Source organism: Verrucosispora sp. WMMD703 (assembly GCF_049178935.1).
GTDB lineage: Bacteria > Actinomycetota > Actinomycetes > Mycobacteriales > Micromonosporaceae > Micromonospora > Micromonospora sediminimaris.
This window is the reverse complement of the sequence record NZ_JBMHMM010000004.1, coordinates 5,534,626-5,553,740: the sequence shown is the minus strand read 5'-3', so window position 1 is coordinate 5,553,740 and position 19,115 is coordinate 5,534,626. Positions and strand designations below refer to the sequence as shown.

General features: G+C 72.2%; 15 protein-coding genes. 11 read left to right on the top strand and 4 right to left on the bottom strand.

Annotation, left to right across the window (positions count from 1 at the left end):
* Positions 1-6 precede the first annotated feature (6 nt).
* The gene (locus tag ACN26Z_RS25790) at positions 7-603 is read right to left on the bottom strand and encodes a hypothetical protein (protein ID WP_093410567.1); all 597 of its coding nucleotides are present in this window, start codon (positions 601-603) and stop codon (positions 7-9) included.
* 297 nt (positions 604-900) lie between these two features.
* Here ACN26Z_RS25790 and ACN26Z_RS25785 point away from each other — a divergent pair, with 297 nt between their 5' ends.
* The 7 genes from ACN26Z_RS25785 to ACN26Z_RS25755 all read left to right on the top strand — a co-directional run bounded on the left by ACN26Z_RS25785 (position 901) and on the right by ACN26Z_RS25755 (position 9,891).
* On the top strand, positions 901-3,747 hold the full coding sequence (locus tag ACN26Z_RS25785; protein ID WP_421463726.1) for a nitrate- and nitrite sensing domain-containing protein: 2,847 nt from the start codon (positions 901-903) through the stop codon (positions 3,745-3,747).
* On the top strand, positions 3,747-4,166 hold the full coding sequence (locus tag ACN26Z_RS25780) for a roadblock/LC7 domain-containing protein (protein WP_170863617.1): 420 nt from the start codon (positions 3,747-3,749) through the stop codon (positions 4,164-4,166). Before ACN26Z_RS25785 ends, ACN26Z_RS25780 begins: the two co-directional genes overlap by 1 nt.
* Positions 4,156-4,545: a DUF742 domain-containing protein gene (locus ACN26Z_RS25775; protein WP_421463724.1), complete on the top strand. Its 390-nt coding sequence runs from the start codon at positions 4,156-4,158 to the stop codon at positions 4,543-4,545. Before ACN26Z_RS25780 ends, ACN26Z_RS25775 begins: the two co-directional genes overlap by 11 nt.
* Positions 4,526-5,128, top strand: coding sequence for a GTP-binding protein (locus tag ACN26Z_RS25770; protein WP_093410557.1), 603 nt, complete (start codon positions 4,526-4,528; stop codon positions 5,126-5,128). The genes ACN26Z_RS25775 and ACN26Z_RS25770 overlap by 20 nt, the downstream gene beginning before the upstream one ends.
* Before the next feature lie 129 nt (positions 5,129-5,257).
* Positions 5,258-6,292 carry a lactonase family protein gene (locus ACN26Z_RS25765; RefSeq protein ID WP_282240702.1) on the top strand — a complete coding sequence of 345 codons (1,035 nt, stop codon included), beginning with the start codon at positions 5,258-5,260 and terminating at the stop codon, positions 6,290-6,292.
* Positions 6,293-6,437: 145 nt separating this feature from the next.
* A complete protein-coding gene (locus ACN26Z_RS25760; RefSeq protein WP_282237041.1) occupies positions 6,438-8,201 on the top strand; it encodes a substrate-binding domain-containing protein in 1,764 nt (587 codons plus the stop codon).
* A gap of 205 nt (positions 8,202-8,406) precedes the next feature.
* Positions 8,407-9,891, top strand: a complete 1,485-nt coding sequence (locus tag ACN26Z_RS25755) for a sugar transferase (RefSeq protein WP_421463721.1) — start codon at positions 8,407-8,409, stop codon at positions 9,889-9,891.
* Here the strand turns inward: ACN26Z_RS25755 and ACN26Z_RS25750 are convergent.
* A complete protein-coding gene (locus ACN26Z_RS25750) occupies positions 9,820-11,031 on the bottom strand; it encodes a PP2C family protein-serine/threonine phosphatase (RefSeq protein ID WP_421463719.1) in 1,212 nt (403 codons plus the stop codon). The two genes, ACN26Z_RS25755 and ACN26Z_RS25750, sit on opposite strands and share 72 nt — an antisense overlap.
* Before the next feature lie 92 nt (positions 11,032-11,123).
* On the opposite strand from ACN26Z_RS25750, the gene ACN26Z_RS25745 reads away from it, so the two are divergent.
* The gene (locus tag ACN26Z_RS25745) at positions 11,124-11,675 is read left to right on the top strand and encodes a MarR family winged helix-turn-helix transcriptional regulator (RefSeq protein ID WP_421463718.1); all 552 of its coding nucleotides are present in this window, start codon (positions 11,124-11,126) and stop codon (positions 11,673-11,675) included.
* Positions 11,676-11,761: 86 nt separating this feature from the next.
* Here ACN26Z_RS25745 and ACN26Z_RS25740 read toward each other — a convergent pair whose 3' ends face one another.
* Entirely contained in the window at positions 11,762-13,441 is a 1,680-nt protein-coding gene (locus ACN26Z_RS25740; RefSeq protein ID WP_421463716.1) for a PP2C family protein-serine/threonine phosphatase, read from the bottom strand.
* Positions 13,442-13,567: 126 nt separating this feature from the next.
* The gene (locus ACN26Z_RS25735; RefSeq protein ID WP_282237045.1) at positions 13,568-14,827 is read right to left on the bottom strand and encodes an ROK family protein; all 1,260 of its coding nucleotides are present in this window, start codon (positions 14,825-14,827) and stop codon (positions 13,568-13,570) included.
* 49 nt (positions 14,828-14,876) lie between these two features.
* Between ACN26Z_RS25735 and xylA the strand changes: the two genes are divergently transcribed.
* The 3 genes from xylA to ACN26Z_RS25720 all read left to right on the top strand — a co-directional run bounded on the left by xylA (position 14,877) and on the right by ACN26Z_RS25720 (position 19,089).
* The gene (gene xylA / locus ACN26Z_RS25730; protein WP_093410547.1) at positions 14,877-16,064 is read left to right on the top strand and encodes a xylose isomerase; all 1,188 of its coding nucleotides are present in this window, start codon (positions 14,877-14,879) and stop codon (positions 16,062-16,064) included.
* Positions 16,065-16,074: 10 nt separating this feature from the next.
* Positions 16,075-17,532: a xylulokinase gene (xylB, locus tag ACN26Z_RS25725; RefSeq protein ID WP_421463713.1), complete on the top strand. Its 1,458-nt coding sequence runs from the start codon at positions 16,075-16,077 to the stop codon at positions 17,530-17,532.
* Positions 17,533-17,664: 132 nt separating this feature from the next.
* Positions 17,665-19,089 (top strand): MFS transporter, encoded by a 1,425-nt coding sequence (locus ACN26Z_RS25720; RefSeq protein WP_093410543.1) that lies wholly within the window; start codon positions 17,665-17,667, stop codon positions 19,087-19,089.
* Positions 19,090-19,115: the final 26 nt, after the last annotated feature.

The window sequence follows — 19,115 nt, the reverse complement described above, 5'->3', positions numbered from 1 at the left end:
ATCTCCTCAGCGGTTGGTGGCGTCGTGGGCGGCGTCGGGGTGGCGCTGTTCCGGCGCTCCGGCAGCGACCGGCGGCTCCTCGCCGAGCAGGTCGCTGAAGAGAGCGCGGTAGTGGACGACGGCCTGGCGGAGATCCTCGGTGCTGGCCTCGCCCCGGGAGTTGCGCAGATGGATCTCGTGTGCGTCGCGGTAGTGACCCAGCGTGCGCGCGTGTTCGACGGAGAGATGGGCGATCTGGTCGTCGAACTCACCGGTGGGGTATCCGCGTTCGGCGATGAGCCGGCTGACCAGTTCGTCGGCCTGCCCGACGGTCTCGGCAGGGGAGTCGACGAAACGTACCTGGAGCTCCTCCCACGCCTCGGTGTACCGGGCCCGGGACTCGGGCGTGAGCGGGACCAGTTCGAGTTCGGCGTGCCGGCGTTCCCGGTCCCGCAACTCGCGCTCGGCGGCGCTGCGACTGTCCTGCTCGGCGACGACGTGGTCGTACTCGGGGCCGAAACGCTGCCGGAGCGCCCGGCGGCGGCCGGCCACGACGACGGCGGCGGCGATGGCGGCGACCACCAGGATGACGAGGACGATGACGATTATCTGCGTGGGCGACATGGCTCCTCCTTCGCCTGCAGGTATTCCCGCCACGCAGTGATCGCCAATCCCGTTTCGGCGCACTTTCCTGGCCCGACCTGGCTGCCGGCGGGGCGGAAACCGACAGGCGGTTCGTCGCCGGGACGTTCGGCAACGTACCGGTAGTCTCGACGGACGGTAGTGCGACCGGCGCGGATTACGTATCCTGCCCAAGGCGCCCGAGCCGGCGTCCCGGCGGGACAACCGGGGTGCGCCCCGGCGACGACGCTGCCCGGCTGTGCCGGAGCCCTTCCAGCCACCCTTCCGGGCGAGGTCCGATTGAACACCCGCGACTGGCCGATCCGCTCGAAGCTGACCGCGTTGGTCGTCGTGCCGGTGACCGCGCTGCTGGCACTGTGGATCTTCGCGACCACGCTCACCTTCGGGCCGGCGCTCGACCTGCTCGCCGCCCGTACTCTCCTGTACGACCTCGGCCGGCCGGGTGAGACCGTGGTGGCCGAGTTGCAACGGGAGCGACGGCTCTCCGTGGTCCATCTCGCCTCGCCGCGCACCGAGTGTGGACAGCCGCCGGCCAACTGCGTGCTACCGGCCCTGGTGGAACAACGGGCCCGCACCGACGCGGCCATCGCCGAATTGCGTCGGCGGGTCAGTGGGGAGCAACTGCGGGACGCCGCCGGAGAGCTGCTCGAAGCTCGGCTCGATCGCTTCATCGGCGAGCTGGACGCGTTGCCGGCCGGGCGCGGCTTCATCGATCGTCGGGATCTCGACCGCGCCGGTGCGGTCGGCCTCTACAGCGGAATGATCGCCTCTGCCTTCCAGACCTTCACCGCCCTGGCCAACCTTCCGGACCACGACCTCAACCGTGAGGCGTTGGCGCTGACCAGCCTCGGTCGTTCGCGGGAACTGCTGGGCCAGACCGACGCGCTGCTGGCCGGTGTGTTGACGGCCGGCAGGTTCGCCGAGGGCGAGCACACCTTGCTCGTGCAGGGCATTGGCAATCAGCGGTTCCTGGCCGAGGCCGCGGTGGCCGACCTGCCCGAGGCGGACCGGACCGCGTACCAGCGGCTGACCGAGCAGGAGGCGTTCGGTCGGTTACGGGCGATGCAGGACGACATCGTGACCGCGGATCCGTCGGCCCGGCTGCGACTCGACCCGCAGGCGTGGCAGACGAGCTACGACACGGTGCAGCAGTCGCTGCGAGACTTCGAACTGACCCAGGCGGACGGACTGGCCGACCGGTCCGTGCCGATGGCGGTAGGAACCATGGTGCGGCTGGCCGCCGCCGGACTGCTCGGCCTGATCGCCGTCGTGCTCTCGCTGGTGGTGGCGGTCCGGGTCGGCCGCTCCCTCGCGCAACGGTTGACCCGGGTACGCGGCACCCTCGCCGACGCCGAACGGCGCCTGCCGGAGGTGGTGGACCGGCTGCGCAAGGGCGAGCAGGTCGACCTGGCGCGGGAGGCGTCGGTGGCCGATCAGGGCGCCGACGAGATCGGCCAGGTCGCGCAGGCGTTCACCGAGGTGCACCGGGTCGCCATCCGTTCGGCCATGGTCGAGGTGGGCCTGCGGCACGGCCTCAACGACGTCTTCCTGAACATCGCGCGGCGCAGCCAGGGGCTCGTGCACCGCCAGTTGGCCTTGCTCGACCGGCTGGAGCGCGATGCGGAGGACCCCGATCACCTGGCCGAGCTGTTCCGCGTCGACCACCTCGCCACCCGGCTGCGGCGGCACGCGGAGGATTTGGTCATCCTCGCCGGTGCCGCGCCGGGGCGGGGTTGGCGTAACCCGGTGGCCATGGTGGACCTGATCCGTGGGGCGATCTCCGAGGTCGAGTCGTACGACCGGGTCGACATCACCACAGTGCAGCCCGCCGGCACGGTCGGCCGGGTGGTGGGGGACATCATCCACCTGCTCGCCGAGCTGATCGAGAACGCCACCACGTTCTCACCGCCCGATTCCCGGGTCGAGGTCTCCGGTGCGCATGTGGCCCATGGCTACGCCCTCTCCGTCACCGACGAGGGTCTCGGCATGAGCGAGGCGGCCATCGACGAGGCGAACCGGAAGCTGGCCCGGTCGCCGGAGTTCGATCCCAGCGAGACCGCCCGGCTGGGGCTGTTCGTGGTGGCGCGACTGGCCGCCCGGCACGACGTCCGGGTGCGGTTGCGTCGGTCGGAGGGGACCGGCCTCACCGCTGTGGTGCTCATCCCGACCGAGCTGATCACCGAGGAACCGTCGCCGTTGCCCGGCCCGGAGGCGCTGGCCGGCGACGACCGGGGTGCCACGCCGGAGCAGCGGCGGCTGGTCCGCGCGACTCGGCTGACCACGGTGCCCCGGCCGCGAACCCGCACCGTCGAACGCGGCACTGCGGTGTCGTCCGGCGGCCCAGCCTCCGGCGTTCCGACGTCCGGCGCGGCTGCCCGGGCTCCGGGCGGACGCTCGACGGTCGGGCCGGCGGAGGCCGACGGTCTGCCCCGTCGGATCCGTCGCCGCGCCGCCGCCGACCCGTCAGACCCGTCGACCGCGTCGGGCACCGAGCCTGTCACCGTCCCGTCCGATACCGAGGCGGCTCCCGCCGGCCCGCGCGCCGCCAAGACCGGGACGGAACCACAACGAGCACCGACGCGGCCACCCGGGGCCGGTTCACTCGAACCTGGTGCCGGGGCGTCGGCCGGGCCAGCCCCAGCCCACCCGGACGCGCGCCGGGGGCTGGATGCGCCCACGATCCAGCTGCCGGCGATGACCGCTCCGCCCGCCCGGACGGCCGCGATCGACGGTCCGACCGTCCGACAACCGTCGGTGGCAGCCCGGCCGCACCGAGATCCGACGCCCCGAAGCCCGGAGGAGGCACGGCGGGTCATGTCGGCGCTGCAGGCGGGCACCGCCCGGGGCCGGCGGGACGCCGCCCGCAGCTCGAACCCGGAACCGGGCGGACCGCCACCACCCGAGAACGCGACCGACCGGGCAGTGCCGCCTCTGGCGGCGCCGGACCACCAGTCCGGCGCAGCTGCCGTGGGCCCGACCGGCGAGGCCGGGTCACCGGTGGAGGTTCCCGACCGGACCGGGGCGGACCCGGCGGGCCAAGACCGGACCACCGCACCGCCCGGCTCTCCGCCGGGCACCACACCGGCGTCGGTGAATTCCCCGACCGCGACTGAGAGGGACGCCTGATGCAATCGACGAGGCAGAACGCAGATCTCGACTGGTTGCTGGACGATCTGCTGGAGCGGGTACCGACCGCGCGGCACGCCGTGGTGCTGTCGGCGGACGGACTCCTGCTGGGCTCCTCCGCCGGCATGGACGCCGCCGACGCCGAGCACCTCTGCGCGCTGGCGTCCGGCCTGTCCAGTCTCGCCCGGGGCGCGAGCCGGCACCTCACCGGCGGACCGGTCCGGCAGACCGTGGTGGAGATGGAGTCCGCGTACCTCTTCGTCACCGCGGCGGGGCAGGGCGCGTGCCTGGCGGTCGCCAGCGACGCCGACGCGGACATCGGCCTGGTGGCGTACGAGATGGCGATGCTGGTGACCCGGGTGGGCGAGAACCTGCAAGCGCCGGCCCGAGCATCGGTGGGTGCCACCGATGCGGACTGAGTTAACCGAGCATCGACACGAGTGGCTCGACGACGAGGCTGGGCCGGTGGTGCGGCCGTACACCCTCACCGGTGGGCGCGTCCGTCCCAGCACGGACGGATTCGACCTGGTCGCGTACGTGTTGGCGAAGCCGGACCCGGACCTCGCCGCCTACCCGGAGCTGTATCCGGAGCACCGGCTGCTGGTGGAGTTGGCCGGCAGCGGTACCCCCGTCGTGGAACTCGCCGCGGACCTGGACCTGGCGGTCGGCGTGGTCCGGGTGCTACTTGGTGATCTGCTGTCCCGGGGACTGGTCGCCGTACACCAGCCACCGCGCGCCACGTACCTGCCCGACAACAACATCCTCAAGGCGGTGGTCGATGGACTCCGTGCGTTATAACGGCGATCAGCGGGGACATCGGGTGCCCATCGCGCTGAAGATCCTCATCGCCGGCGGCTTCGGCGCCGGCAAGACAACGCTGGTTAGCGCGTTGAGTGAGGTCCGGCCGTTGCAGACCGAGGAGATCCTGACGGGCGCGGGCATCGACACCGACGACGTCTCCGGGGTGGAGGCCAAGTCGACCACCACGGTGGCGATGGACTTCGGGCGGATCACCATCAACGACGACCTCCAGCTGTACCTCTTCGGTACCCCGGGACAGGACCGGTTCTGGTTTCTCTGGGACGAACTGGCGTTCGGTGCGCTCGGCGCGGTGGTGCTCGCCGACACCCGGCGGCTGGCCGACTGCTTCCCCTCGATCGACTATTTCGAGCAGCGGGGCATTCCGTTCGTGGTGGGGGTGAACTGCTTCGACGACTCCCGTCGGTTCAGCCTGGAGGCCGTGCGTAGGGCCCTGGATCTGGACCCGGAGGTGCCGATGGTGCTCTGCGACGCCCGGGACCGGCAGTCCGGCAAGACCGTGCTGATCTCCCTGGTCGAGCACGTCGCCCGGCATCGGGGCGAGCCGGTGCCGACGGCCTGAGTCGACCGGCCGGAGGGCGTTCCGGTGCGTCCACGGGCGGCCGGATCGCGGTGGGGAGGTCTAATCCGCCGGTGCCGGGGGAAGGCTTCAGAGATGGGTTCGACGGAAACGAGCGGAGGGCGGCAGCCGGTGGCAGGTCGAGGCGAGATCGTTCACATCGGCGGGTACACCGCGCCCAGCGGAGGGCGCGGCACCGGCATCGTCGCCGCGCGGCGGGAGCCGCGCACCGGCGAGCTGACGTCGCTGGGCACCGTCGCGGTCACCCCGTCGCCCTCCTTCCTCGCCCGCCACCCGACGCGGCCCGTGCTGTACGCGGTGAACGAGCTGCCCGACGGCCAGATCAGCGCGTGGCAGGTCGGGGCCGACGGCGACCTGTCGTCCATCGGCTCGTGGCCCACGGGTGGGGCGGAACCGTGCCACCTGGCGGTCGCGCCCGACGGCGGGCACCTGTTCGTGGCGAACTACGGTGGCGGCAGCGTGACGGTCTTCCCGCTCGATGCGGACGGTGTGCCCGGCGAGCGCACTGACGTGGTGGAGCACCAGGGGCACGGGGCCGACCCCGACCGCCAGGAGCGTGCGCACGCTCACATGGTCTCGCCGGGCCCGGGTGGGTCGCCGTTGCTGGTGGTCGATCTGGGCACCGACTCGATCTACCGGTACGACCTTGACGCCGCCAGCGGACGACTGGTGCCACGAGCGCCCCGGGTGCGAACCGCGGCCGGGGTTGGTCCTCGGCACCTGGCCCGGCATCCCGACGGGCGGCGCTGCTACGTCTCCGGTGAGCTGGATGGTTCGGTGCTGGCGTACGAGCTGATCGACGGGGCGCTGCACCAGCGGGGCCGGGTCGACGCCAGCGACCGGGGCGGGCATGTGCAGCCGTCCGAGATCGGAATCGGTCGGGACGGTCGCTTCCTCTACGTCGCCAACCGGGGAGTCGGCACGGTGACCGTCTTCGCCCTCGGTGCGGGCCTGCCGGAAATCGTGGCCGAGGTGGAGACCGGCGGCGAGTGGCCCCGCCACTTCGCGCTTGTCGGGGAACACCTGTACGTCGCAGACGAACGGGCGGACATGGTGCGCATTTTCCGGGTGGAGCCGGCCACGGGTGTGCCGGTGGCGGTCGGAGAGCCGCTGCCGATTGCGAGCCCAACTTGCGTTCTGCCCTGATCGTGGGCCTCAGACATAGATACATCCACATTGCGGCGCTGAGTCATTACTCAAAGTTACGGAATCGGGGTAAACTGTTTCTCCTCTGTAACTTTCGTCCGAACGGCCATGGCAGTCCAACGGTCGGATACGCAAGATGGTCTGCGTGTCAGCAGGCCGCCATCGCATGCGTTCAAGTATTCACGGTGCCGCCGCCGCAGCAGCGGTCGGCGTACTCGTCGTCACCGCTGGTGGGTGGGTGGGCTATCGCCAACTCGCCGGCCAGGACTGCTCGGGCAAGATCGAGCTGTCCGTCGCGGTGGCTAGCGAGCTCGCCCCGGCGGTCGACCAGGCGGCCACCGAATGGGAGGAGAAGGGCGCCGCGGTCGATGGAACCTGCATCGATGTGACAGTCGCCGCCTCCGACCCGGTAGAGGTTGCCGCCGTGGTGGCGGCCAAGCACGGCGCCATCCTGGCCGGGGTGGGGCAGGCCAGCGGCACCGCGGTCAGCCCGGACGTCTGGATCCCGGACTCCTCGACCTGGCTGCTGCGACTCAAGACCGGAGGCGCGGCGGCCTTCGAGCCCGGCAACGGCTCCTCCATCGCGAGCAGCCCGGTGGTGGTCGCCATGCCGGAACCGATCGCCACCCGGTTGGGCTGGCCGCAGCAGGAACTCGGCTGGACCGACCTGCTGACGCGCCTCAACAGTGACCGGCCGCTGAAAACCGGCATCGTGGAGCCGACCCGCGACGCCGCCGGGCTGTCCGGCCTGTTGTCGATGATGACCGCCGCGGCGTCGGCCGGCGGCGAGACCGCCGAGCAGGAGCGCGTCGGCGCGCTGCGCGCGTTGGCCTCGGGTGCCTCGGCGCTGCGCCAGGACCTGCTCGCCAAGTTCCCGACGGCCACCGACGCCACCACCCTGGCCAGCGCCCTCGGTGCGGCGGCGCTGTCCGAGGAGGACGTCATCGAGTACAACGCCCGGAAGCCTCCGGTGCCGTTGGCGGCGCTCTACCTGAAGCCGGCGCCGTTGCCGCTGGATTACCCGTACGCGGTGCTGCCCGGGATCGAGCCGGCCAAGGCGTCGGCTGCGGGGGTGCTGTTCGAGGCGCTGACCACGACGTCGTTCAAGGACAAGCTGGCCGCGCAGTCGTTGCGCGCGCCGGACGGCAACTGGGGCACCGGTTTCAACGCGCCGCAGGGCGCGCCGAGCCCGGCTGGCGGAGATGCCTCCATCGCACCTCCGGCGCAGGGCGGCATCGCCGCCGGTGGGCTGGCGCCGGACGCGGTGGAACGGGCGGTCTCCAGTTGGTCCATCGCCACGCTGTCCGGCCGGATGCTCTGCATCATCGACGTCTCCGGCTCGATGAAGAACGAGGTGCCGACGGCCAACGGCGCGACCCGACAGCAGGTCACCACGGAGGCGGCCCGGCGGGGGCTGAACCTGTTCGACGACTCCTGGTCGATCGGCCTGTGGGTCTTCTCGACCAACCTGGTGGGCTCGCGGGACCACCGGGAACTGGTACCGATCGCGCCACTGTCGCGGCAGCGCAGCGAGTTGGAGCGGGGCCTGGACCGGGTCGTCTCGTCGAGCGGTGACACCGGCTTGTACGACACCCTGCTGGCCGCGTACAAGGACGTCCAGGCGAACTGGGAACCGGGCAAGGTCAACTCGATCGTGCTGTTCACCGACGGCAAGAACGAGGACGCCGACGGCATCTCCCAGAAGGCCCTGCTCGCCGAGCTGAAGCGGATCAAGGATCCGGACCAGCCGATCCAGGTGATCATCATCGGTATCGGCACCGAGGTCAGCAAGTCGGAGCTGGACACCATCGCCAAGAGCGCCGGTGGCGGCGCGTTCGTCGCCACCGACCCCACCAAGATCGGTGACATCTTCCTGCGGGCGATCGCGCTGCGGAAGGCACCCGCCTGACCTGAGACACCCCGAAAAGGGCCTGTGGTACCGGTTTCGCCGGTACCACAGGCTCCTTTCCTGTTGTCCTACGCCTTGGAAACTGACGGCAATACGTCGGAAGCAATTGGTAGTCATGGTTGTCAGGGCAGGATGTCGTCGTGCATCGGCAGACCCGGCCCACCCGGCCAGGCCCGTGCCGTCGGCGAGCGAAGTGGGAGGGCTGGTGACCTCGGCGACGCTGTTGACTCCGGTCAGAACGTCATCGCGACCGCACGACCACCCGTCACCGGGGGGACCGGTGCGCACCGACCAGCGGGCGTACGTCCGCACCCTGGTCGTGCTGGACGCCGCCGTGCTGGCGGTGGCGGTGCTGGTGGGATACGCGGTCCGCTTCGGTGAGGCCGCGCCCCGCGGCCCGGTGCCCTACGTCCTGGTCGCCCCGGCGCTCGTCCTGGCCTGGCTGGTCTCGCTGAAGGCGCTGCGCTGCTACGACGACCGGGTGGTGGGCTACGGCGCGGACGAGTACCGACGGGTCAGCATGGCGAGTCTGCGGCTGGCCGGCGCCACCGCGATCGCGGGTTACGTCGCCGACGTCGGTGTCTCCCGAGGTTTCCTGGCCATCACCTTCGCGGTGGGCACGATCGGTCTGGAGGTGGCCCGGTTCGCTGCCCGTAAGCGCCTGCACCGCGCCCGGTCGCAGGGGTCAGGCTGGTCACGGCGGGTGCTGGTGGTCGGTGACACCGCCCACGTGCTGGAGTTGGTGCACACGCTGCGCCGTGAGCCGTACGCCGGCTACCAGGTCGTCGGCGCCTGCATTCCGGACGCCCTGCTCGCCCCGGTCGCCCAGCGGCTCGGCGACGTGCCGGTGGTCGGCTCGTTCCGGGCCATCCCGGAGTCCGCCGCCGCGATCGGCGCGGACACGGTCGCCGTCACCGCCTGCGGGGAGCTCACCGCCACCCGGCTGCGTCGGCTCGGCTGGCAACTGGAGGGCACCGGCATCGACCTGGTGCTGGCGCCGGCGCTGACCGATGTGGCTGGCCCGCGCATCCACACCCGGCCCGTCGCCGGCCTGCCGCTGATCCACGTGGAGGCCCCCGAGTTCCGTGGCGTCCGCAAACTGGTCAAGGGGCTCGTCGACCGGTCGATGTCGCTGATCGCGCTGGCCCTGCTGCTGCCGCTGCTGGCGGTCATCGCGTTGGCCGTGAAACTGGACAGCCGGGGGCCGGTGCTGTTCCGGCAGACCCGGGTCGGGCAGGGGGGCCAGGAGTTCGGGGTCTTCAAGTTCCGCACCATGGTGGTCAACGCGGACGTGCTGCTGGCGGAGTTGACCGCCCGCAACGAGACCGACGGCCTGCTGTTCAAGATGCGCGACGACCCCCGGGTGACCCGGGTCGGCCGGCTGCTGCGCAAGTGGTCGCTGGACGAGCTGCCGCAACTGGTGAACGTCCTGCTGGGGCAGATGAGCCTGGTCGGTCCCCGGCCGCCGCTGCCCTCCGAGGTCGCCCGCTACGACGGGGACGTCGCCCGCCGGCTGCTGGTCAAACCGGGAATGACCGGGCTCTGGCAGGTCAGCGGACGGTCCGATCTGAGTTGGGAGGACGGCATCCGGCTCGATCTCTACTACGTGGAGAACTGGTCACTCGCCGCCGACCTGACGATCCTGTGGAAGACGGTCGGCGCGGTGGTCAACAGCCGCGGCGCGTACTGACTCGGCGGGCGGGGTCTCCGGCTGCGGGCCGAGCCAGTCCAGGCAGACCACGACGGCGTCGTCGGTGAGATCACCGGCAACGAACGCCCGTAGGTCGCCGAGCAGGGAGCGAACCGCGTCCAACGCCGTCATCGGTGCGGTCCGGCGCAACATCCGGTCCAGCGCCGTCTGGCCGTACCGCTCCGCGCTCCCGGCCGCCTCGATCACCCCGTCGCTGATCATGAACAGTCGGTCCCCGCGCTGGAGCTGGACGAACTGCTCGCGGTAGTTGGTCCCCTCGAACATGCCGAGCGGGAACTGCTCCTCCAGCGGCTGGACGCTGACCTCGCCGTTGCGCAGCAGGACGAGCCGGGGCGAGCCGGCGTCGACAGCGGTGAGCAGCCCGGTGCGCAGGTCGAGTTCGAGCAACAGGGTCGCCAGGTACTGCTCGCCCCGGTGCAGGTCGTAGACGGCCTGGTCGGCCAGGGACGCCTGGTCGGCCAGGGAGATACCGGCCCGGCGGGCGTTGCGCAACGCGCAGGTGGCGAGGGTGGTGAGCATCGACGCGACGACCCCCTCACCCATCCCGTTGATCGTGGCGAGCCAGACCCGCTGACCATCGTCGGACCAGTCGAAGCTGTCGCCGCGCACCGCGTACGCCGGCTCCAGCTGACCGGCGAGGCTGAAGGAGGGACGGAGCCGGCTGCGCCCCGGCAGCAGCTCCCACTGCACCTCGGCGGCGAGGGTCAGGCGGCGGCTGCGCCGGGCCACGCGGTAGACGTCCGTGCCGGCGTCGACGGCGGCCAACTCGTGCGCCAGCGCGGTGGCGACCTCCGCCAGCTCGGCCAGTCGGGCGTCGGTGACCGGCGTCACCCGGAGTACGCCCCGCCGTTCCCCACGCATGCTCACCGGCAGGTACCCGACGCCGTCGGCGTGGGTCGGGCTCTGGTGGTCGAAGCAGCGCCACGCCGGGTGCCCGGGGGTCGTCACCGCCTCCCCACCGCCCAGCGGCAGCAGCGCCGCGAGCCGGTAGTCGACCTGGAGGAGTTCCGTGTCGGCGATGCCGTACTCCTGCTCGAACAGTTCCCCGACGCGCGTCACGAGGAGGTCCACGGGGGCGGCGGTGATGGCCGCGCGGCCCTTGTCGACCGGCTCGGTCATGGTCTCTCCTTGATCACAAGCCCATCCGCCGACGGAATCGGGGTACGCTCAGGCGCACCATGGCGGAACTGCATGGTCCACCGGGACCCGAGATGAGTATGGCTGCCGAGCTGGACGCCGCGGCAGGTGCCCTGCTGACGGTCTGGGACGGTGCGCGGGAGCGGGCAGCCAACCGCATCTCCACCGCCCAGCTTCGCGCCGTCATGCTCGTCGAACGACACGACGGGATCAACCTGCGTCGCCTCGCCACCGGCCTGGACATGCTGCTCTCCTCAGCCAGTCGGCTCTGCGACCGGCTGGTGGCCGCCGGGACGCTGGAACGGGAGCCGGGTCGTGCCGATCGGCGGGAGATCTCGCTGCATCTGACCGCCGAGGCCCGCCGGTTGCTGGCCGAGCTGCGCGACGACCGTCGTCAGCACCTGGCGGCGATCCTGGCCGACATGACTCCCGAGGCCCGGGAGGCGCTGCTGCGCGGGCTGCGCGCCTTCGACGAGGCCGCCCGCGCGCGGGTCGTCCGACCGGTGTCGCCGCTGGTGCCGCAGGCCGAGGAACCACGTGTGGAACAGACCGAAGGCCGGGATGCCGTCGAGGCGGCGTCGCGGGGCTGGGCGGCGGGGGACGCCTCCGTCTTCCGGACGGCCTGACCGGGGGCACCGGACGGGGCCGCACCGTATCGGGCACCGGCGGCGCACCGCCGTCGGTGGTGCCGGCCAGCCGGATGGCCGTCGGATCAGTCCCGGGCCGCGCCGATCGCCAGCATCGCTATGTCGTCGTGTCGGTGGCCGGAACACCACGTGTCGACCTCGTGCAGCACGTGGTCGACAAGCGTGGCCGGGGGCAGCCCGACGCCGGCCGCCAGCGTCCGGCGTAGCCGCCGTTCACCGAAGATCTCTGTGCCGCGCGGGCCGCCCCGGGCCTCGGCGATTCCGTCGGTACGGGTGAACAGCAACTCACCGGGGCGCAGCCGAACGTCGGCGGTGGCGAACCGGGCGTCGGGCAACGCGCCGACCGGCATTCCGCCCACCCGAATCGCGGTCACCGTGCCGTTGGCGCGGATCACGAGGGGCGCCGGGTGCCCACCGCCGGCGATCCGCACCCGCAGCCCACCCTCGGGTCCGACGCGTACGGCACCCAGCAGCAGGGTGGTGAACTGGCCGCGCCGGGCCGCGTCCGGAGTGTCGAGCAGCGCCTGGTCGAGCAGCCGGAGCAGCTCCCGCGGTTGCTGCTCGACCAGACGTAGGGTCTGCAACGACTGGCGTACCCGGCCGGTGAGCACCGCCGCACCGACGCCTTTGCCGCAGACGTCCCCGACGGCGAACAGCGCACCATCGCCGGTCGGCAGCACATCGTAGAAGTCTCCACCGATACGCAGGCTGTCCCCGGCCGCGCGGTAGCCGCCGGCCAGGCTCATCCCGGCCACCGTGGGCAGCCTCGGCGGCAGCAGGCTGTCCTGGAGCACCTGGGCGAGGTGACTCTGTGCGTCGTGCAGTTGCGCGGTGGCCAGTGCGGCACCGGCCCGGGCGGCGAGCTCCCGGACCAGCTCGACGTCGCGGCGGTCGAAGCCGGCCCGCTCAGGTCGGCGGAGCAGCACCAGGGCACCGGCCGTCCGACCGGCGCCGGGCATCGGGCTGACCAGCAGGGTCGCGGGTGCATCGAGGTCCGCCGGGAGCAACGGGTCGAGTCTCTCCGGCCCGAGCGTAGGCCAGGGGCGCGGATCGGTGGTCTCGCCGTCGAGGGCCTCGACGAGACCGGGTACGGCAGCGACCACGTCCCAGTCCACCGTGCCGGTGATCGGCGCGGTGTCGTCAGCGGCGTACCGGACCCAGTGCGGCCGGTACTCGGTCGGCGTCGGTGGCAGGTGCACCACCAGGGCAAGATCGGCCAGATAGGGCACGGGCAGGGTGGCAACGGCTTGCAGCGCCTGGTCACGCTCCAGTGCCAGGCCCAGCCGACGGCCGGCGCGGGCCAGGAACTGGGTACGTCGACGCTCGGCTAGCAGCTCCGTTACCCGGCTGTGCTCGTCGGTGACGTCCCGCACGTACCAGGCGGATCGGTTGCCGCCCAGGGCGCGGCGGACCCCCCGCAGCCGCCGGCCGTGGTGCTCACCCTCGAAATCATCCCCACCTGAGGCGCTCGCGGCCGCCAGCGCCGGCACCGGACAGCCGGCCAGGTCGGCTCCGACGACGATGTCCGGCAGCAACTGCCCAGCCATCGTGTTGACCAACACCACCAGCCCGGCGGCGTCGGTGGTCAGCACCGCCTCGTCGAGCCCGTCGAGCAGCTCACGGGCGAGATCGGTGTCCACGGGAGGCGTGGTGTGCGGTAACTCGGTGGCGGCGCGGCCCGACCGCCCGTCGTCGGCCCATTCGCCGGCCGCACCGGTGAAGGCGCCCTGTCGGGTGCTGGTCACCGGCGGACACCGGGCGCCGGGCGCTGTCGACCAGTACGCATGCCGGTGGTGCACTCCTCGGGGTGACGGTTGGTTGCCTGCGGGCAAGCGTACCGAGCTGTTCCTGAGCGGCTCCTGTCGAGAGCGTCAGAGCCGGGCCAACCATCCGCCGGGGCGGGCGATGATTCGGCGTACCACCGATCCGGCCGCTCCCACCGCGGCGGCCGTGGCACCGAGGGTGGCCGGTCGGACGGTGACCGGCGACCAGGCCGCGGTGAGCACCCGGCGTTCGATCTCGGCGAGTACGGGTGGCCGGAGCCAGCCGGTGAGCGGGGCGTAGCCGCCGCCGAGCACCACCGTGTCGAGGTCCAGCAGGTTGACCACGCTCGCCACGGTGACTCCGATCGCTGTGCCGGCCTCGGCCAGGGCGCGCAGCACGGCGGGGTGCTCGGCGGTGGCGAGCTGGGTCAGCCGGGTCGACGCCCGGTCGGCCGGCAGGTCCGCTCCGGCCAGGCCGGCGGCGGACAGGATCGCCTCCTGCCCGGCGTACAGCTCCAGACAGCCACGGCCGCCGCAGCGGCAGGGTGGCCCGTCCGGGCGGACCGGAATGTGCCCAATCTCGCCGCTCCAACCGCGGGCGCCGCGGAACAGCGCTCCGTCCAGGACGATGCCCGCGCCGATACCTACCTCGCCGGAGATGTGCAGGAAGCTGCCCGGTGCGGCACCGGCGTGCAGTTCGCCCAACGCGGCGAGGTTCGCCTCGTTGTCCACCACCAGGGGCGGCACCCCGTCGACCGTCTCGGTCAGCGGGGGATGGTCGGCCAGCAGCTCCGGCACCGGCACGTCCCGCCAGCCCAGGTTGGGTGCGAGGCGGACCCGACCGGCGTCGTCGACCAGACCGGGCACGCCCAGGGCCGCACCGGCCAGGGTCAGGCCCTGGGCGTTGGCGTCGACGCGAGCCCGGCCGGCCAGTTCGGCGAGCCGGCCGAGCGCGTCGGCCGGGGAGACGGGTCGCAGGTCGGCCCGATGCACCGTGTGGTGCCGTACCTGACCGGCAAGGTCGACGACGCACGCGGCCAGATAGTCGACGTTGATCTCCAGCCCCAGACCGGCGGGACCGTCGCCGGCCAACATCAGACCGCGTGCCGGACGACCGGCGCCGGCCCGGGGCGTCGGTTCCGCCTCGGTGACGAGGCGGCCGGCGACCAGATCCTCCACCACGGCCGAGACGGTGGCCCGGGTGAGGCCGGTGTCAGCGGCCAGCGCGGCCCGCGACGGGGGACGACGGGCGGCGGCGATGCGGCCGAGCACCAGGGCGAGATTCAGCTCACGCAGGCTGCCCTGCCGCACCGCGCCGGCCGGGGCTGCGGGTGGCTTCACCCCTTGACACTGCCACATCACAGTCATTTAATTCAACCACTGAACAAATAGCGGATGACACCACCGGAGGTCTGCCATGGCACCCCGTCCCACCCCTGCCGACAAGTTCTCCTTCGGGCTCTGGACGGTCGGCTGGCAGGGCCGAGACCCGTTCGGCCACGCCACCCGAGACGCGCTGGACCCGGTGGAGTCGGTGCACCGACTCGCCGAGCTGGGCGCGTACGGTGTCACCTTCCACGACGACGACCTGGTGCCGTTCGGCGCGGACGCCGCCACCCGGGACGCCCAGATCGCGCGGTTCCGCAAGGCGCTCGACGAGACCGGCCTGGTGGTGCCGATGGTCACCACCGACCTGTTCCAGCAGCCGGTCTTCAAGGACGGCGGCTTCACCAGCAACGACCGCGACGTCCGGCGGTACGCGTTGCGCAAGGTGCTGCGCAACATCGACCTCGCCGCCGAGCTGGGCGCGAAGACCTTCGTCATGTGGGGTGGCCGGGAGGGCGGCGAGTACGACGTCGCCAAGGACGTCCAGGCCGCGCTGGACCGCTACCGCGAAGCGGTGGACCTGCTCTGCCAGTACGTCATCGACCGCGGTTACGACCTGCGCTTCGCGCTGGAGCCGAAGCCCAACGAGCCGCGTGGCGACATCCTGCTGCCGACCGTCGGGCACGCCCTGGCGTTCATCTCCACCCTGGCCCACCCGGAGCGGGTCGGGCTGAACCCGGAGGTCGGGCACGAGCAGATGGCCGGGCTGAACTTCGTCCACGGCATCGCCCAGGCGCTCTGGCAGGGCAAGCTGTTCCACATCGACCTCAACGGTCAGCGTGGCGTCAAGTACGACCAGGACCTGGTCTTCGGCCACGGCGACCTGCTCAACGCGTTCGCGCTGGTCGACCTGCTGGAGCACGGTGGCACGGCTGGCGGTCCCGGCTACGACGGCCCCCGACACTTCGACTACAAGCCCTCCCGCACCGAGGACATCGACGGGGTCTGGGCCTCGGCAGCCGCGAACATGAGCACCTACCTGCTGCTCAAGGAGCGGGCCGCGGCGTTCCGGGCCGACCCGGAGGTCGCCGAGGCGCTGTCCGCGAGCAAGGTCGCCGAACTGGGCGTGCCGACCCTCGGCGACGGCGAGGGCTACACCGAGCTGCTCGCCGACACCAGCGCGTTCGAGGAGTTCGACGTCGACGCGGTAGCTGCCAAGGGCTTCGGCTTCGTCCGGTTGAACCAGCTCGCCGTCGAGCACCTGCTCGGCGCACGCTGAGGCGGCCGGCATGCCGCTCGTCGCCGGGGTGGACTCCTCCACCCAGTCGTGCAAGGTGGTCGTCCGGGACGCGGAGACCGGGGCCCTGGTCCGGCAGGGCCGGGCACCGCACCCGGACGGCACCGAGGTCCACCCCTCGGCCTGGTGGTCGGCTCTCCAGACGGCGATCGACGCCGCCGGTGGGTTGGCCGACGTCGCCGCAGTTTCCGTGGCCGGTCAGCAGCACGGCATGGTCTGTCTCGACGAGGCCGGCGAAGTGGTACGGCCGGCGCTGCTGTGGAACGACACCCGGTCCGCAGGTGCCGCGGCCGAGCTGATCCAGGAGGCGGGCGAGGGGCAGGCCGGGCCCCGGTTCTGGGCCGATGCGGTGGGCAGCGTGCCGGTGGCCAGCTTCACCGTCACCAAGCTGCGCTGGCTGGCCCGCAACGAGCCGGCAAACGCCGACCGGGTGGCGGCGGTCTGCCTGCCGCACGACTGGCTGACCTGGCGGCTGGCCGGTGCTCTGGGGCTGGACGCGCTGCGGACCGACCGCAGCGATGCCAGTGGCACCGGCTACTGGTCCCCGGGCACCGGCGAGTACCGCCCGGATCTGCTGGAGCGGGCGCTCGGCCGGGTGGTGCGGGTGCCGACGGTGCTCGGCCCCGCCGAGGCCGCCGGCACGCTGGCTCCGGCGGCGCTGTCCGGTGCCGTGGCCGCTGCGGACCCGGGCGCGGCGCTGCTCGGGCCGGGGGCGGGGGACAACGCCGCCGCCGGCTTTGGCGTCGGTGCGCGTCCCGGCGACGTGGTGGTGTCGATCGGCACCTCCGGCACGGTCTTCAGCGTCGCGGACACTCCGGCGGCCGACCCGAGCGGTATCGTCGCCGGCTTCGCCGACGTGACCGGCCGGTTCCTGCCGCTGGTCTGCACGCTTAACGCGGCCCGGGTGCTGGACGCCGCCGCGGCGATGCTGCGGGTCAGTCTGGACGAGCTGGCCGACCTGGCGTTGTCCGCGCCGCCCGGCGCGGACGGGCTGGTCATGGTGCCGTACCTGGAGGGTGAACGTACCCCGAACCGGCCGGACGCCACGGGGGCGGTGCACGGGCTGACCCTGCGTACCTCGACTCCGGCGCACCTGGCCCGGGCCGCCGTGGAGGGGATGCTCTGCGCCCTCGCCGACGGGCTCGACGCGCTCACCGCCCAGGGTGCGGCCGTACGCCGGGTGATCCTGGTCGGCGGCGGCGCCCGCTCGGCGGCGGTGCGTCGCATCGCGGCGCAGGTCTTCGGCTGCCCGGTGGTGGTCCCACCGCCCGGCGAGTACGTCGCCGACGGTGCCGCCCGGCAGGCCGCGTGGTTGGCTCTGGGCACGGGGGAACCGCCGTCCTGGACACCGTCCGGCACCGAGGAGCACGCCGCCGAGCCGGTGCCCGGCATCCGGGAGCGCTACGCGCAGGCCCGGGAACGCCATCTGGACCGGTTGTCCCAGGGTTGATCACGCCGGTTCCCGGGTCGGGTGGCGTCCGCGTGACGAGGAGCCACCCGATCCGGGACCGAGCACGATTTCGGCCGCGCTCGGGGGTGGCCCGGTGATCGGCTCGTTATCCCGTCCTGGTTGGCTGCCCGCATGACCTCGACCACAGGCGGACCCGCGCGGGTTTGGGGCAGCAGCGCGCCGCGCCGGCTCTACAGCGTCGTGGTCTTCGTGCTGCTCGCCTCGCTGGACAACGTGGCGATCGGTCTGGTGCCGCCGCTGTACGGCGCGATCGCCGACTCCTTCGACGTGCCGCAACGGCTGCTCGGCCTGGTCACCGCGATCAGCTTCCTGACCAGCGCGGTGGCGGCGGTCGGTTGGGCGTACTTCGGCGACCGCAGCAACCGCAAGCCGTTGCTGATGATCGGCACGCTGATCTGGGCGGCCGGAACGGGCGGGAGCGCACTGGCCGGGAACTACCCCACGTTCCTGGCGGCGCAACTGCTCGCCGCGGTGGGCCTGGGCGCGGTCGGTTCGGTCGGTTACTCGGTGGTCACCGATCTGATCACGCCGCGCCGTCGGGGCCTGGTGATGAGCTTCTGGGGGCTGTCCCAGGGCGTCGGCACCCTGGCCGGCACCCTGGTCGGCGGACTGCTCGGCGCGACCGACTGGCGTCGGCCGTTCCTGGTGCTCACCGTGGTCGGTCTGGTCGCCACGGCGGCCTACCTGTTCACGTACGACATCCGGCGCGGCCAGAGCGAGCCGGCACTGGCCGGTGCGCTCGCCACCGGTGGGGACTACGACTACCGGATCAGCCGAGCCGACCTGCCCGTCATCCTGGGCCGCAGGACCAACAGGTGGCTCATCCTCCAGGGCCTCACCGCGCAGGCCGCCTTCGGCTCGCTGGTCTGGCTGCCGTACCTGTTCATCGAGCGGGCCAAGGACCAGGGTTATTCGGAGGCGACCGCCATCGTGGTGGGCAGCGTCTTCGCCACACTGTTCCAACTCGGCGGGGCGTTCTCCATCGTCGGCGGGCTGATCGGCGACGCGCTGCAACGGCGTACGCCCTCGGGCCGGGCGATGGTCGCCTCCGTCGGCATCTTCGCCGCACTTCCGTTCTACCTGGTGTTGTTCTTCGTGCCGATGCGCATCGACGTGCCCGACGGCGCCGGCACCGGCGCGGTCGTACGGGCGGTGCTGGCCAGTGTGGTCAGTGAACCGACGGTCGGGCTGAGCCTGCTCGCCGCGTTGCTTGCCCTGGCGCTGACCTCGGCGAACTCGCCGAACTGGTTCGCGCTGATCGCCGACGTCAACCCGCCGGAGCACCGGGGCACGGTCTACAGCCTCGGCAACCTGGTCAACGGGGTGGGGCGGGCGGCCGGCAACGGCCTGGTCGGGGTGGCCTTCAACGGGCTGCGGCTGGCCTTCCCGCCGCCGCTGAACTACGCCGTCGGGCTGGCCGCCTTCCAGCTCTTCTTCATCCCCACCGGCGTCATGTACTGGCTTGCCGCCCGCACCTCTCCGAAGGACATCACCGACGTCCGCGAGCTGCTGCACACCCGCGCCGACAAGCTGTAGGCAGCCGGGGTAGGGCCCGGACGGGC

What these genes read in the sequence shown, in the direction of transcription:
- ACN26Z_RS25750 (WP_421463719.1), bottom strand. Translation starts at nt 11,031, where the DNA reads ATGACCGAGCCGGTCGACAAGGGCCGCGCGGCCATCACCGCCGCCCCC.
- ACN26Z_RS25720 (WP_093410543.1), top strand. Translation starts at nt 17,665, where the DNA reads ATGACCTCGACCACAGGCGGACCCGCGCGGGTTTGGGGCAGCAGCGCG.
- ACN26Z_RS25770 (WP_093410557.1), top strand. Translation starts at nt 4,526, where the DNA reads ATGGACTCCGTGCGTTATAACGGCGATCAGCGGGGACATCGGGTGCCC.
- xylB (WP_421463713.1), top strand. Translation starts at nt 16,075, where the DNA reads ATGCCGCTCGTCGCCGGGGTGGACTCCTCCACCCAGTCGTGCAAGGTG.
- ACN26Z_RS25735 (WP_282237045.1), bottom strand. Translation starts at nt 14,827, where the DNA reads ATGACTGTGATGTGGCAGTGTCAAGGGGTGAAGCCACCCGCAGCCCCG.
- ACN26Z_RS25745 (WP_421463718.1), top strand. Translation starts at nt 11,124, where the DNA reads ATGAGTATGGCTGCCGAGCTGGACGCCGCGGCAGGTGCCCTGCTGACG.
- xylA (WP_093410547.1), top strand. Translation starts at nt 14,877, where the DNA reads ATGGCACCCCGTCCCACCCCTGCCGACAAGTTCTCCTTCGGGCTCTGG.
- ACN26Z_RS25780 (WP_170863617.1), top strand. Translation starts at nt 3,747, where the DNA reads ATGCAATCGACGAGGCAGAACGCAGATCTCGACTGGTTGCTGGACGAT.
- ACN26Z_RS25775 (WP_421463724.1), top strand. Translation starts at nt 4,156, where the DNA reads ATGCGGACTGAGTTAACCGAGCATCGACACGAGTGGCTCGACGACGAG.
- ACN26Z_RS25790 (WP_093410567.1), bottom strand. Translation starts at nt 603, where the DNA reads ATGTCGCCCACGCAGATAATCGTCATCGTCCTCGTCATCCTGGTGGTC.